We start from the raw sequence: 13,968 nt of genomic DNA, 5'->3' as shown, positions 1-13,968 counted from the left end.
TTCAACTGAAGAAGGGGGCAAAGCGCTGAGGCCTTGCCCCTAGTTGGCGAAGAGAATCTATCTCAGAATTGATCGACGAACGGCTCTTCGACAGGCGTCTCAGGCGCAGGCGAGCCTGTGTATTCCGGGATATCAGGCTCGTCGCTGCTGCCACTCGATGCAGATTCATCCTGATCGTTCGCACGGTTCGAACCGACGAACTCAAACGAGAACAACGACACCTCGGCGCCGGATCTGGGTTCTCCCTTATCCGTACTCCAGGGGCTGAAGGAGAGCCTGCCGTGAACAAGCAGAGACGTGCCCTTCTTTACGTGCTCGGCGAGCGTCTCAGCCGTCTTTCCGAATGCGACCACGTTGAACCAATGTGTGACTTGAACACGACCTTCGGGACTGTTCTTGAAAGAGTTCGACGCGATTGGAAAGCTCGCGACCGGTGTGCCCTTTTCTGTATATCGCAGGCTCACATCGCGGCCTGTGTTTCCGAGTATCGAGATATTTGCTGACATGGATTATTCTTGCTCCTTTATTGGTTTATTTCTTCTCCGAATGGAACGGCAGTTGGCCACTTTAAGCCAGTATTTGAGGCGAACTGCTTACGGGGCTGGCCACCGCTCCTTTCGTTATATGCTTCTCAACAACTTTCAGGCCGAAGGCGCAACGTGGACATGGGATCTTTGCGTTATTGGTTGCGCGAAGAGGCTCCTCTGGATCGTGCGACTGGCGAGTACGCTGTCGCTCAGTTCCGCTTCTCTTGCCCTTACCGCATCCCAGAGTTTCTGTTTCTCTTGACGCCTAAACATCTTTGCCTCTGCGTCGTTATAGAGTCCGAACTTCAGGAACCGAAGCTGTCCGTGGGTTGCTTTTTCGATCTTTCGCAGCCAATGTCCAGCCTCTCTTGAAAGCTGTCCCCTTGAGCCTCACCTCCTGAGATTTTGCGACTGTATTTAGAGCCGTGAACTCCTTGAGGGAAAGCCTCTTCTGATCCTTAAAATCCGCGTACGCTTTCTTTTTCAGATCGGCTACATCGGCTGTATCAGTAGTGCCACGGATAGCAAGATAGGTTTCCTGATAGGCGTCGTGGCGAAGGCTTCGCAGATGGAAATCGGAGTATTGACGCTGCCACAAAAGACGCAGCACCGATGCCGCATATTGCATCTCTTCGAAGTCCGGGTTGATCTCCTGATCTACGAGAATCTCGATGCTGCTTCCCTTGCCGAACGAATAGATACGGCGTGCCGAACGGATCGCTTTCCCGTCATAGATTCGATCGAGTGAAAGTGCCAGCCATTCCTCGAACTCCTGATCCGAGAACGGATGTCTCGAAGGCATCGACCAACATGCACAGTTGATCATTCGACGTCCTTCCTGAACGGCATTTCCGCCTAATGAATGGCCGACAAATAGTCTCGGAAGCTGTGCGGAAAGCGCTCTGGATTCATACGGAAGACAATTCGCATCGATCTCACAATCGAGGTCAAAGACGACCACAGAACGCTGACTTGAACTCATCGTTATACCGATCAAACCGTTCTCATCGAACTGCTCAAGTTGCTCGTACGTAGTGAAATCACGATCAAGTTCTTCGATGGATTTATTGCCATCTTCGAGATAGAAATCCGCAAAGTCATCGAATATCATGCGGCTGACTTTCTGTCGGCCAACGCGTCTCAGAACAGCCTGCATTTCATCGTCGAAGTTCGGACATTTTGGCGGGAGCGGCTTGCGGTTCTTCGCGGCTTCCTGAACCCGTCTCTGGTCGGCGACGCAGAGCTTCTGCTCGGTCATTCGCGACTCTTCGAAGCTGATCTCACGATCCAGCAAAGTAGCCGTCACGGCCTCTAACTGCATACCAAGTAGGGCCATTTCTTTTAGGACTTCACTTACGCCTCGACGTCGGATCTCGCCGTAGTAGTAAGAGGCAATTTGCTCATACTCAAACTGCCCGGCATCCGGGCTTGCAATGGCCTTAACGCATCGGACGAACTCTTTGGCATCCGTCTCATCGGACAGAACTTTCATCGCGTATTCAAGTGAAAGTATCCTCACCTGGTCCATAGGTTCGGGCTCAAGTTCGTCGGCTATCCTGACAACCACGTCACCTAAGATCGAGAACTCTTCAAGCTCTCGTCTGCGCATCGGATTCGATGAAAGATGGGCACACCAGTCCTGCATCGGCGAGCCAATATTGACTGGCATAAATGCCAGCATCGGGTTATTCGGAGCGTGTTTTCTGAGCTGTTCAATGTTGATTCTTTCTGCCATAACTTCCTCTCTTGATCGGCATCGTGCCGAATCGAAAACGCGTGTATTTAAGGGCCGCATTTTCAAAACCCTGAATAAAAAGCACTTTCATTCAGGCTTGAAAATCCCTCTCAAGGTGCAGGAGAAGTGTGTTAAGGGAAACGAGATCGGCTGGCTATAAAGAAAGATCTCCCAGACGCTTTTGTAGATAAGCGAACGTAAGCGGTGCCCGGCTTTCGAGTTGAGCCCGGCCAGTTCCGATGCCGTTTGAGGGAATAACAATGACTTGATCTGTCGTCGAACATATCACCGACAGACGCTCGAAGGCCTTATCGATCGCCGCTATATTTTGTTCGAATTCAGCATCCGTAAAGAAGGCATTCTCGCTATTGCTGGGGAGGTTCTTGGTTGGTATTCCAATGACATTCGGTTCGCCTCTCATTGCCGCAGCCTGACCGCCAAAACCTCGGCGAGCTAGGTTGTCACCGAAGAGGAAGATACAGTCGCGATGATCCCTTACAAAGGCTCTGGTGATCCACTTCATCGTCAAGACGCGGTATCCCATTGCTGACTCCTTTTACACAAAAAGAACTGCCGCCTGAAGAGTGTTATCTCCCCAAGCGGCAGTTGTTCATTTACCGATAGATTTGATCAGTAAGCGGCGGCCTGCTGAAGTTCGACCGGTGCTGTCTGTGCCGGCTGCATTGCAACTCCGTCTCCCTCCTCATCGCGGCGGCCCGACAGGAACTGGAACTCCTGCAGTACGATCTCCGCACCCGCCTGCGGCGATTCGTTCTGATCTACCCACGGGTTGAAGGTCAGGCGTCCCTGTACATACAAACGGCTGCCTTTTCGCACGTAACGTGCAAGTGTCTCCGCCTGCTTGCCGAATGCCGTCACGCGGAACCAGTCGGTCTTCTCCACGCGTCCTTGCTCGCTGTTCCTGAACGAGTTCGAGGCCATTGAAAAGCTCGCTACGAGGGTGCCGTTGTCCGTGATCTTAGTTTCCGGTGTCTTGCCGAGATTGCCGATGATCGAAATATTTGCTGACATTTTCTTAATTCTCCTGTGTGATTTAATTTTTCGAGGATCACCCTGAGTGGTGATCTCCGAAACCTTCTCTGAAGGCACATCTTATCTGCCGCTGATTATTTGTTTTGTTTATCGAGTGATGATTGGCAAAGGAAGGACTTTGAGATTCGCGGTAGCGTCTTACCGGCCGAAAGGCGATAGTTGGCTACTTGTGATCAACGGATTCGGGCGGGCTCCATTTCACTTCGTTCGTGATTCACCGCGTTTGATCGAACAGCTCCAACAACTGTTTTCAACGTCTGACATCGGCTCACATTTCGATATCTGATAAAATAACGGGAAATAACTTTTTGAAGTTCGGAAAGTCCACTCAGCGACAATTAACTAAGACTCTGTATGAATGCTGTCGAAATCGAAGAAGCCGTTTCTATGCTCGCTGAGCAGCCCTTCGATGCCGAGAGTTTTCCGTTCGCGTTCCTTGAGGCTTTTGGGAATAAGGAGACGACGATCAAGCGGCTGAAGAGCGGAACTACTAACCAGTCCGACCTCCCTGGCGGAATACTCCAACGCAATAACATTCATATTCAGGTCTGTGCTGAAGGAGCAGTGACGGCCACACTTCACGCTCTGAGGGAAAGTCACGCAACGACTAAGCAGAAGGTCAAGTTTATCCTCGCCACGGACGGGAAAACCTTTGAGGCCGAAAATCTGGCCGATGGCGAAACGGTCGCTTGCGAATACGCGACCTTCTCCGACCACTTTGGTTTCTTCCTTGCACTTGCCGGCATTACGACGGTCAAGCAAATCCGTGAAAATGCGTTCGATATCAAGGCGACTGGTCGATTGAATCGACTGTATATCGAATTGCTCAAGGAAAACCCCGACTGGGGTACGGTCGAGCGCCGCGAGGACTTAAACCACTTCATGGCTCGGCTGATCTTTTGCTTTTTCGCGGAGGACACCAGCATATTCAATGGTGAGGGATTGTTCACCGCGACTATCGAGCAAATGAGCGAGCGGGATTCTTCGAACACTCATGAGGTGCTCTCCGAACTGTTCCGTTCGATGAACACAAGGGTTCCAGAACGTGTGGCGGAGAATATCCGGAGTTGGGCGAACACCTTTCCATACGTGAACGGCGGTCTTTTCTCGGGCAGCTCAGACGTACCTCGCTTTAGTCGCATCGCTCGTTCATATTTGCTGCATGTCGGTAGTCTCGATTGGACGAAGATCAACCCGGATATTTTTGGGTCGATGATCCAGGCCGTGGCGGATGATGAGGAACGCGGTGCACTTGGCATGCATTACACGAGCGTGCCAAACATCCTCAAGGTGCTCAATCCCCTCTTCCTCGATGACCTGCGAACTCAGCTTGAGGAAGCAGGTGACAGTGCCCGCAAGCTCCTGAATCTGCGCCAACGTATCGCACGAATTCGCGTTTTCGACCCGGCTTGCGGGTCGGGTAATTTTCTGGTCATCGCCTACAAGCAGATGCGGGAGATCGAAGCAGAGATCAACAAACGGCGAGGCGAGGCAGAACGTCCCACCGACATCCCGATCAACAACTTTCGCGGCATAGAGCTTCGCAATTTTCCGGCCGAGATCGCCCGCCTTGCCCTCATCATCGCCGAGTATCAGTCGGACGTACTTTATCGTGGTCAAAAGCTCGCCCTCGCCGAGTTTCTACCACTCGATGCCGCCAACTGGATCGTTTGCGGCAATGCGTTGCGGCTTGATTGGTTGAGCGTCTGTCCGCCAACAGGAACAGGCGTTAAGATTTACGCCGATGACCTCTTTAGCACGCCACTGGATCAGCCCGAGATTGATTTCGAAAACGAGGGCGGGGAAACGTATATTTGCGGGAATCCACCCTATCTTGGTTCACGGGAGCAGAAGAACGATCAAAAGGCAGATTTGCAATCTCTGTTCGATAAGCGGATTCAGAATTGGAAGTCACTCGACTATGTCGCCGGATGGTTCCTGAAGGCCGCTGATTACGGCACTAGGACACAGTGTACGGCTGCGTTTGTGTCCACGAATTCCATATGCCAAGGCTTGCAAGTACCAATTCTGTGGCCAGAACTTTTTGCAAAAGGCTACCGAATCGCTTTTGCCCATACGTCTTTTCGTTGGACCAATCTTGCCAGCCACAACGCAGGTGTGACCGTAGCGATTGTGGGTATCACCACTCAGCCAAGCAATCCGAGGCGTTTGTATTCAATAGACGATGCAGGACACACCATTGAGCTCCAGTGCTCGCATATCAATGCGTATTTAGCAGCAGGCGAGAGTGCAATTGTGGACAAGGTCAGCCAGCCCTTGGGAGCACTAAGTGAAATGACTTTTGGAAACACGCCAATAGATGGTGGTAATCTGCTTCTTTCGCGAGACGACCTCGATTCGCTGCATCTCACGAGCGCGCAGCGAGATCGATTTGTGCGTCGGATTTACGGTTCTGCGGAGTTTATTCGCGGTCTTGAACGTTATTGCCTATGGATAGAAGATGAACATTTGGCCGAAGCAAAGAATATTGTTCCTATCGCTCAGCGTATTCGTAACGTGCGCACCTTGCGGCTTGATGGTGGTAAAACTGCACGAGACATTGCCGACAGGTCGCACCGTTTCCAACGGATGTTCTTTGGCAAGAATTCAACCCTAGTCGTCCCTGGCGTCTCCTCCGAAAGCCGGGAATATCTCCCTGTTGGACTTCTCGATAATAGAGCGACTGTCACGAATCTCGCCTTCGCCCTTTACGATGCTCCGCTTTGGAATATGGCAATCATTGCCTCCAAGCTTCACCTCGTTTGGATCGGCACCGTTTGCGGTAAAATGAAAACAGACTACCGCTACTCCAACACCCTCGGCTGGAATACGTTTCCGGTTCCCGATCTCACTGAACAAAACAAAGCCGATCTAACGCGAAGTGCGGAGAAGATCCTGCTCGCTCGAGAATCTCACTTTCCGAAAACGATCGCCGACCTTTACGATTCGGAGACAATGCCCGCGAATCTTCGCGAAGCTCATGAGCATAACGACGAAACACTGGAGCGTATCTACATCGGCCGCCGGTTCAAGAACGACACCGAACGGCTGGAAAAACTCTTCGAACTTTATACGCAGATGACGGCAAAGAAAACGGCCGCAACGAAACAAAGGTAACCGCCCTATGAGTAAATCAGTTCCCATTCCGTCAATTTCCGTCACATACGCGCAAGACGGCAGATCCACGAGTTCAAATTCACTCGGAATGCGTCCGATGCAGGAGCGTGCGTATCAAAAACGCGGCGAGCAATATCTGCTAATCAAATCGCCTCCGGCCTCGGGCAAGAGCCGGGCATTGATGTTTATCGCATTAGATAAGCTGGCGAACCAAAAGCTCAAGCAAGCGATCATCGTGGTGCCGGAACGATCCATCGGAGCGAGCTTTCAGAATGAGCCACTGACCGAGTTTGGCTTTTGGGCCGACTGGAAGGTCGAACCGAGATGGAACCTGTGTGATGCTCCCGGTGCCGACACCAACGGCAAGGTGGACGCGGTGAAGAAGTTTCTGGAAAGCGACGATAAGACGCTGGTTTGTACCCATGCGACGTTCCGCTTCGCAATGGATAAGTTCGGAGCGGAATCATTCGACGATCGTCTGATAGCCGTGGATGAGTTTCATCATATTTCAGCGAACCCCGGCAACAAGCTCGGTGAGCACGTTCGAGAGCTGATGTCCCGCGACAAAACTCATATTGTAGCCATGACCGGCTCATATTTTCGCGGTGATGCAGAAGCGGTTTTGCACCCTGACGATGAGTCGCGCTTCGACACTGTAACTTACACATACTACGAACAGCTCAACGGCTATCAATATCTAAAGACGCTCGACCTCGGTTATTTTTTCTATACCGGCTCTTATACTGACGAGATTCTGCATGTACTGAATCCGCAGGACAAGACGATCCTGCACATACCGAACGTCAATTCCAAGGAAAGCACAAAAGACAAGATTCGCGAGGTCGAGCACATCATCGAGGAACTCGGCGAATGGCAGGGTACCGATCCGAAAACCGGTTTTCAGCTCGTTAAAACCGTTGATGGCACCGTCCTAAAGATAGCCGATCTGGTCGATGACGACCCGGCTAAGCGCGACCGGGTAATGGCGGCATTGAAAGACCCTGCGGAAAAGAACAACCGAAACCACGTCGATATCATAATTGCTCTAGGCATGGCCAAGGAGGGATTTGACTGGATCTGGTGCGAGCATGCGCTGACCGTTGGTTACCGTTCGAGTCTTACGGAGATCGTCCAAATCATCGGTAGGGCGACCAGAGATGCGCCGGGGAAAACTCGCACTCGCTTCACGAACCTAATTGCAGAACCGGATGCTACTGAGCTTGCGGTTACAGAGGCAGTTAACGACACTCTTAAGGCAATCGCCGCAAGCTTGCTGATGGAGCAAGTGCTGAGCCCACGTTTCGAGTTCAAACCAAAGTATCCAAACAGTCAAGCTACGCCAGGCCTTGATTATGGTTCGGAAGGGTATGATCCAAACAAGTGCAACGTTGGAGTCGATGCTGAAAGAGGGCTAATCCAACTGGAGATCAAAGGGCTGGCAGAACCGAAAAGTCCGGAGGCCGAGCGGATATGCACACAGGACTTGAACGAGTTGATCACCGCCTTCGTTCAGGACAAACGAACGATAGAGAGCGGACTGTTTGATGGCGAACTCGTTCCCCAAGAATTGACGCAAGTTCGCATGGGGAAAATCGTAAAGGAGAAATTTCCCAATCTGGACGAGGAAGATTCCGAGGCAGTCCGCCAACATGCCATCGCCGCTCTGAATATCGTGCAGAAGGCAAAGGAAACTCTAGTCGGCGGAGGTGGATCGGACTCACAGAACACTTCGTTAATTGACGGCGTACGACGGTATGCAATGTCGGTAACGGAGCTGGATATTGATCTGATCGACAGCATCAATCCGTTCGGTGAGGCTTACGCAATTCTTTCCAAGTCGATGACCGAAGAGCGTCTGAAACAGGTGTCTGACGTTATCATGAGAAAGCAGACAAAACTTACGCCGGAAGAAGCTCGGGAGCTCGCGGTGAGAGCCGTGAAGTTTAAGAAGGAACGCGGCCGGCTTCCGTCATCCACCGCCCAAGATGCCTGGGAAAGACGTATGGCGGAAGGTGCGGCTGCATTCGTCGTATTTAAGGATGAAGGCCGCTATGAGTGAAATTGATCTCGATGAGCTAAGGTCCGAGCTAGCCGAGTTTGCAAAGACGACAAAAACTGTCGGGCATTCGGCAGCCGAGCAGCGCGTGATCGCGGGTTTCGAAGAAATTGAGCGGTTTGTGGATGAACATGGAAGGTTGCCTGAGCAGGGCGATGACAGAGACATCTTTGAACGTCTTTATGCTGTGAGGCTTGATCGCATTCGCCTATTGCCAGATTGCCGCGAAATCCTGAAAGGCCTTGACTCGCGAGGACTGCTTGGAGACGAAGCCGCCACCCGTTTCCGCCAGGAACCTACGGACGACGAACTGCTTTCCGCTTTAGGCGGGGATCAGGACGAGCAGGACGAACTAACACGATTAGTTCATGTTCGGTCACGCGAAGAAATAAGAGCAGCGGAAGAAATCGCGCGACGGAACCGGTGCGAAGATTTTGCCGACTTCAAACCAATCTTCGATCAGGTTCAGTCCGATCTCGATATGGGTATCCGACAGACTTTGAAATACAAAGACGATGCGGAGATCCGGAAAGGTGACCTGTTCATAGTGGACGGCCAGACGGCCTTGGTTGCCGAGGCGGGCGAAACTTTTATTAGTAACTTCGACCGCGAGGATAGGAGATTAAGGGTGATTTACGCCAACGGCACCGAGAGCGACCTCCTCGGACGTTCGCTGATGCGGGCTCTAAATAGAGACAAAGCAAGCCGTCGCATCATTGAACCCAGCCTCGGACCTCTATTTGCGGGAATCGAAGAAGTTGGAGATTTTGCAACCGGTTATATTTACGTACTCAGAAGTCAGTCGGAACATCCCTTTATCGTGGAACACCGTTCCGTTGTGCACAAGATCGGTGTGACCGGAGGAGACGTGAAAAGTCGCATTGCTAACGCAAAGAACGACTCGACGTATCTGCTGGCCGATGTTGAAGTGGTAGCAACTTTTAAACTCGCAAACATCAATGCGAAGCGCCTCGAAGCTCTGATTCACAAGTTCTTTTCTGGTGCACGTTTAGACCTGAAATTGAACGATCGTTTTGGCGTGGAGGTAGAATCGAGAGAGTGGTACCTGCTTCCGCTCTCAATCATTGAGGAAGCGATCGAGAAAATCAAAGAAGGTAGTATTGGAAATTTTCGATACGACTCGGAAAGTGCTCAGCTTGTCCGCGTGTGAGCTACATCGGGAAATCCCGTAAACTGTCTCAAAAAAATGTCCCGCTCTTCTCCAATCATTAACTGCCTCGCAAATTTAATCCACTGGTGCAAAAACAATCCAGTTTTGGAACATTTTCACTCCGATAAGCCCGAGCTGCGGGTTAATTTTCTATCATTCTTGACCAGCCAAAGCTGTAATAGGTCGAGAGATCGTATATTCTCTCACAATCAAAACGGGTAACTCCGGCACAAGTTTACCTTTCCTAACGGCTTTTGTTACGGTACGCATCTTGCGTATTCAACTCTACCTAGCAAGCACAGATGAGATATCAGGCTTCGCCAGATAAATTTATGTTTACATTCTCATTTTGCAGGGTGTATAACATTTATCATTAAAGAAAAACAGGAGCTAATTGCCTGATTGGAAAGAGGATAATCTTTTCGAATCTTTGAAAAGCCGTCTCTCATATAAAAAGGTCGTACTACTACAAACCCTAAAAATGGTCATTGGTTAAATGCCAATCTATTTTTTTCGTAACGAACCTGGGCAATTAGATAACAATTTTGGCTAACCCGATCGTTTCCAAGTTGCAGACATCACCAGGATCCCCACCCACGGGCGGACCTGGCGATGCGCACGATCGCGAGGGCTTCGTCGCCGAATCATTAAAATTAATTCGAAAAGTGATCGCAGGGCGTAGATCCGTGCCTATTGATGACGTACCCGACATTTCGCAAGAGATCGTATTGAGGCTCTGGAAGTGGCGCACAAAGTTCGAGGATAAAAGTGCTCGAATGGCTGACGTCGATTGGTTGTCTTTCACTGCGCGTACCACCCATAACGAAGTAAATCGAAATTTATCAAATCGCGGAAGACACATCGAAGTATCAATTGATGAGGTCGAGTTAAGTCAAGGCTCGCAAATCTCACCTTCAGATGAAACCTTTCAGCTTGTCGAAATTGCGTGGCAAGGTATTTGCAAGCTAAGTCTGCATCAAAGGCAAGCACTTCTTTTCAGTTCAATAGATCTTATACTTCAACTTTTCCAGTTTGGAATCGAGGAGGATGAATTGTTAGGAACACTCGGGTTGTCGAGGGAATCTTGGGAATCTATTTCAGCAAGAATGCCTCTCACAGACCTTGAAATTGCCGAGATCGCGAACACCAACTCGGGCAAGCGGCAGAGAAGAGCTACCGCGGGTGCAATCAAGAAGGCGAGATGCGATGCCCGCAAGAAACTAAAGGAGTTGATGAAGTAAATGAATCACGATCACTTATCAGCTGCTGAAGTCACTATGTTTCGGGAAGACACTCTTTCTTCACGATCGCTTGAGATCGGCCGACATCTTCTCGTCTGCAAAGAATGTCGAGCAAAATTACCAGCCGTAACGCCTCAAGATTTCCGAAACTGTGTCCTCGACTCTGACACTGTTCGACCACATGAATCAGAAGCTAAACGTCGATTTTTCGACTTCCCGATCTTGTCCTTTACAAAAGCGGCCGCATTTGCGGGATTCGCAATTCTCCTTGCTGCCGGGATCTATTTTGTTGGCACCGACCAGTTCGGTTCGTTCGAGACTTCGGTTGTGAAAAATGAAAACAACACCGACGGGTTAGCTCAAGCTAAAGAAATAATTTCTAAGGCTCCGAATGAGAAAGGAACTTTACCTCTGAATGTTGTGGCCGCCCCGGAAAAAGGGTCTGGCCCGTTGCATTCTTCCAAAAAGACCAGCCAACCCAAAGTCAAAGGTGCGACTACACGGGAACCGAAAGTCCAGAATGCCGAAACCCGTGGAAACGAAAATCCCTGTTTGGACGGGGCGATGATTAACCTTGAATCCAATTCCGATGGTAAAGAAGTATTTCTCAAGTGGAACGCGGTTAAGGGAGCCCAGTCGTATGCCATTTATATCTCGGACCTTGATGAGAATCTGATCGACCAATTCGAATCCAAATCTCTAACCAATTACCGTTCAAAGGTGAAGCTTGACCCAGCAAAACCCTATCGCTGGAAACTGATCATTACACTGAAGAACGGCAATAAAATAGTTGGTCCTTCCCAAGTTATCACTTCCGGAACGACCTCGGAGAACTCGATCAAATATGGAGAAGTCGAAAGAAAGCGTGCGTCTTTTGAATTGCGATGCGTATCACCAAAATGAATGGAAAAATAAACAATTTACGAAGGTTGCAGATGGTTGCGGTCATCTGTCTTTGTTCGCATTTTACGATGCTGGCACAGCAATCCGAAGATCTGCCTGTGCCACCCAGCTTTAAGTTGGAGGGGGTTCCGCGGATCAAGAATGACGATGTTAAACACCTGTTCTTTGAACCGTCTGCCATAAAAAACAATTTGATATGGGATGTTGATCGAGCGGCGCGACGACTGTTTGTCACCGATGAAAAGAATGCCATCTATTCAGTAGAATCGCCACTGGCCAAGCCAAAGTTGGTGATCGACGGGAGGGTGCCAAGCACGTTCCGAGTAAGTCCAACTTCGTCAGTAGTTGCCTTTAACAACGACAAAGAAGACACGGATAATTACGCTCTATTTCTTTGGGACGGAAAATCTGAAATCCGAAAGCTATCGAGTTTTAATGGAAAGGATGATTCTGTTGATTCATTTATCTGGAACCGAGATGGAAAGAGCATCTATTACACGCTCAACGATTACGAAACCAAGTTAACCAAACTCTGTCAAAGCGATTTGAGTGCGAGCAAATGCTTCTCCTTGGAACTAAAAGGCCTTTGGAATGTGATCGACATCGACCGAGGCAACATCTTGCTTAAATACTGGAAATCATCCAGCAATCAACACATCTTTATTTATTCGATCAGTACCGGCAGACTCACCCCACTATCTGAATCTGGAAATGCGACAAAGGCTTTTTTCGTGGCCGGAACGGCACTCCTATTAGCCGAAGATTCGCCGGAGTGCGGGGGTAATCGATGCTTGATCTCAATTGATCCCCGCACCAGCAAAAAGGAAATCATAGGTCTTCAGAATGTCCATGGGCATCTGGGGGACATTAAGCCGTCGCCAGATGGAAAATCACTTTTGGTTCAGGAAGCAATAAACGGAATAGACAGTCTCTGGATAGGAAAGATCAAGGACCGAAAAGTTATTCCAACCGTTGCTAACTTTCTGAGCGGCTCGAATGTCGTTTGGAATACCCGCTGGCTTTCCGAAACCGAGATCGTATTCACCATCGAAAATATCAGTCAACCCGCAATGATACAGTCGTTCGATCTCGGATCGAAGAAAACAACCACTTGGACGAACGCCCATTTGCCTGAGGTTTTGACGGGCACCGTGAAACCTCCCGAAACAATACGCTGGAGGTCTTTCGATAATAAAGAAATTTCTGGTTACATCGTCAAACCCTCGAAAATTGAAAAGAAAAGTCCCGTGCTTGTGTTTATCCACGGTGGTCCTCAGGTGCTTGATCGCCCCACTTTTAGTTCTCTCGACGTCCGGTTTGTGACATACCTGGGGTTGTCCGTTATCCACACTAATATCCGTGGATCGAGAGGATTCGGAAATGAATTCATGGATGCGGATAACGGAGCAAGAAGAGAGGATGCCGTTCGAGATATTAGCTCGCTTCTCGATTGGATCGAAAAGCAGCCGGACCTCGACGCGGATAACGTGATCATCCGTGGCGAAAGCTACGGCGGCTTCGTGGCTCTAGCGACAGGGCTAAAGGAATCTTCCCGAATCCGGGCCGTCATCGCCGAATATCCGCTCGTGTCGATCAGGAATTATCTGCAGCAAAGTTGGATCGATGAATTTGCGAAGAATGAATATGGCGATCCAAAAGACGAAATCTTAATGAAAAAGCTTGATGAGCTTTCTCCGTTGAACAATGCTTCAAGGTGGAAAGGGACGCCGTTGTTCCTGACCAGGGGAAAACTCGACTCAAGAGTCCCCGAAGGGGACGTTCTCGGCCTCAAATCTCAACTGCGAGATGCGGGAGCCAATGTTTGGTTCATATATGCCAACGAGGCGGGACATGGCGTTGGAGGACGCTTCGTCACGGCCGCGATGTATGAATTTATTAAGACTCACTTACGGAGGAAATGAAATGAAACGAATCAAAACTCTTCTCTTGGGGATGGCCCTAACAACTATTTTGGCCGGCAATATTTTCGCAACTGGCGGGGTGTTGCCAGCAACCAGCAGTATCGTCACCTATGCGTTGACCGCGTTGCTCTCGATTACGGGCGGCAATGATCAATGTCCCCTGCGACAGTGTACGACTTGTAAGCCGAACAATGAGGGCGGTGACAATGGCAACGGTGATTGTCGTCCTACACCGGACTAGGA

At 50.0% G+C, this 13,968-nt stretch carries 11 protein-coding genes; 7 read left to right on the top strand and 4 right to left on the bottom strand.

The window, feature by feature from the left end; all coding sequences use genetic code 11:
* Positions 1 to 62 precede the first annotated feature (62 nt).
* The 4 genes from IPQ00_07035 to IPQ00_07020 all read right to left on the bottom strand — a co-directional run bounded on the left by IPQ00_07035 (position 63) and on the right by IPQ00_07020 (position 3,294).
* Positions 63 to 506, bottom strand: a complete 444-nt coding sequence (locus IPQ00_07035) for a single-stranded DNA-binding protein (GenBank protein ID MBL0240312.1) — start codon at positions 504 to 506, stop codon at positions 63 to 65.
* A gap of 310 nt (positions 507 to 816) precedes the next feature.
* Positions 817 to 2,262 carry a hypothetical protein gene (locus IPQ00_07030; GenBank protein MBL0240311.1) on the bottom strand — a complete coding sequence of 482 codons (1,446 nt, stop codon included), beginning with the start codon at positions 2,260 to 2,262 and terminating at the stop codon, positions 817 to 819.
* Between the two features lie 154 nt (positions 2,263 to 2,416).
* The gene (locus IPQ00_07025; protein ID MBL0240310.1) at positions 2,417 to 2,806 is read right to left on the bottom strand and encodes a hypothetical protein; all 390 of its coding nucleotides are present in this window, start codon (positions 2,804 to 2,806) and stop codon (positions 2,417 to 2,419) included.
* 86 nt (positions 2,807 to 2,892) lie between these two features.
* The gene (locus IPQ00_07020) at positions 2,893 to 3,294 is read right to left on the bottom strand and encodes a single-stranded DNA-binding protein (GenBank protein ID MBL0240309.1); all 402 of its coding nucleotides are present in this window, start codon (positions 3,292 to 3,294) and stop codon (positions 2,893 to 2,895) included.
* 375 nt (positions 3,295 to 3,669) lie between these two features.
* Here IPQ00_07020 and IPQ00_07015 point away from each other — a divergent pair, with 375 nt between their 5' ends.
* The 7 genes from IPQ00_07015 (at position 3,670) to IPQ00_06985 (ending at position 13,966) form a co-directional block, all read left to right on the top strand.
* Complete coding sequence (locus tag IPQ00_07015; GenBank protein MBL0240308.1) at positions 3,670 to 6,432, top strand: class I SAM-dependent DNA methyltransferase; 2,763 nt, start codon at positions 3,670 to 3,672, stop codon at positions 6,430 to 6,432.
* Positions 6,433 to 6,439: 7 nt separating this feature from the next.
* The gene (locus IPQ00_07010) at positions 6,440 to 8,491 is read left to right on the top strand and encodes a DEAD/DEAH box helicase (protein MBL0240307.1); all 2,052 of its coding nucleotides are present in this window, start codon (positions 6,440 to 6,442) and stop codon (positions 8,489 to 8,491) included.
* On the top strand, positions 8,472 to 9,659 hold the full coding sequence (locus IPQ00_07005) for a GIY-YIG nuclease family protein (protein MBL0240306.1): 1,188 nt from the start codon (positions 8,472 to 8,474) through the stop codon (positions 9,657 to 9,659). The genes IPQ00_07010 and IPQ00_07005 overlap by 20 nt, the downstream gene beginning before the upstream one ends.
* 545 nt (positions 9,660 to 10,204) lie before the next feature.
* Positions 10,205 to 10,900 carry a sigma-70 family RNA polymerase sigma factor gene (locus tag IPQ00_07000; GenBank protein MBL0240305.1) on the top strand — a complete coding sequence of 232 codons (696 nt, stop codon included), beginning with the start codon at positions 10,205 to 10,207 and terminating at the stop codon, positions 10,898 to 10,900.
* Positions 10,901 to 11,803 carry a hypothetical protein gene (locus IPQ00_06995; GenBank protein ID MBL0240304.1) on the top strand — a complete coding sequence of 301 codons (903 nt, stop codon included), beginning with the start codon at positions 10,901 to 10,903 and terminating at the stop codon, positions 11,801 to 11,803.
* Positions 11,785 to 13,725, top strand: a complete 1,941-nt coding sequence (locus tag IPQ00_06990; protein MBL0240303.1) for a S9 family peptidase — start codon at positions 11,785 to 11,787, stop codon at positions 13,723 to 13,725. Before IPQ00_06995 ends, IPQ00_06990 begins: the two co-directional genes overlap by 19 nt.
* 1 nt (position 13,726) lies before the next feature.
* Complete coding sequence (locus IPQ00_06985; GenBank protein ID MBL0240302.1) at positions 13,727 to 13,966, top strand: hypothetical protein; 240 nt, start codon at positions 13,727 to 13,729, stop codon at positions 13,964 to 13,966.
* Positions 13,967 to 13,968: the final 2 nt, after the last annotated feature.

Origin of the sequence: Chloracidobacterium sp. (assembly GCA_016720705.1) — a bacterium.
Lineage (GTDB): Bacteria > Acidobacteriota > Blastocatellia > Pyrinomonadales > Pyrinomonadaceae > OLB17.
Note: the sequence above shows the minus strand (reverse complement) of the source record. Positions and strands in the feature narration are given on the sequence as shown.

What these genes read in the sequence shown, in the direction of transcription:
- IPQ00_07035 (MBL0240312.1), bottom strand. Translation starts at nt 506, where the DNA reads ATGTCAGCAAATATCTCGATACTCGGAAACACAGGCCGCGATGTGAGC.
- IPQ00_07030 (MBL0240311.1), bottom strand. Translation starts at nt 2,262, where the DNA reads ATGGCAGAAAGAATCAACATTGAACAGCTCAGAAAACACGCTCCGAAT.
- IPQ00_07025 (MBL0240310.1), bottom strand. Translation starts at nt 2,806, where the DNA reads ATGGGATACCGCGTCTTGACGATGAAGTGGATCACCAGAGCCTTTGTA.
- IPQ00_07020 (MBL0240309.1), bottom strand. Translation starts at nt 3,294, where the DNA reads ATGTCAGCAAATATTTCGATCATCGGCAATCTCGGCAAGACACCGGAA.
- IPQ00_07015 (MBL0240308.1), top strand. Translation starts at nt 3,670, where the DNA reads ATGAATGCTGTCGAAATCGAAGAAGCCGTTTCTATGCTCGCTGAGCAG.
- IPQ00_07010 (MBL0240307.1), top strand. Translation starts at nt 6,440, where the DNA reads ATGAGTAAATCAGTTCCCATTCCGTCAATTTCCGTCACATACGCGCAA.
- IPQ00_07005 (MBL0240306.1), top strand. Translation starts at nt 8,472, where the DNA reads ATGAAGGCCGCTATGAGTGAAATTGATCTCGATGAGCTAAGGTCCGAG.
- IPQ00_06995 (MBL0240304.1), top strand. Translation starts at nt 10,901, where the DNA reads ATGAATCACGATCACTTATCAGCTGCTGAAGTCACTATGTTTCGGGAA.
- IPQ00_06990 (MBL0240303.1), top strand. Translation starts at nt 11,785, where the DNA reads ATGCGTATCACCAAAATGAATGGAAAAATAAACAATTTACGAAGGTTG.
- IPQ00_06985 (MBL0240302.1), top strand. Translation starts at nt 13,727, where the DNA reads ATGAAACGAATCAAAACTCTTCTCTTGGGGATGGCCCTAACAACTATT.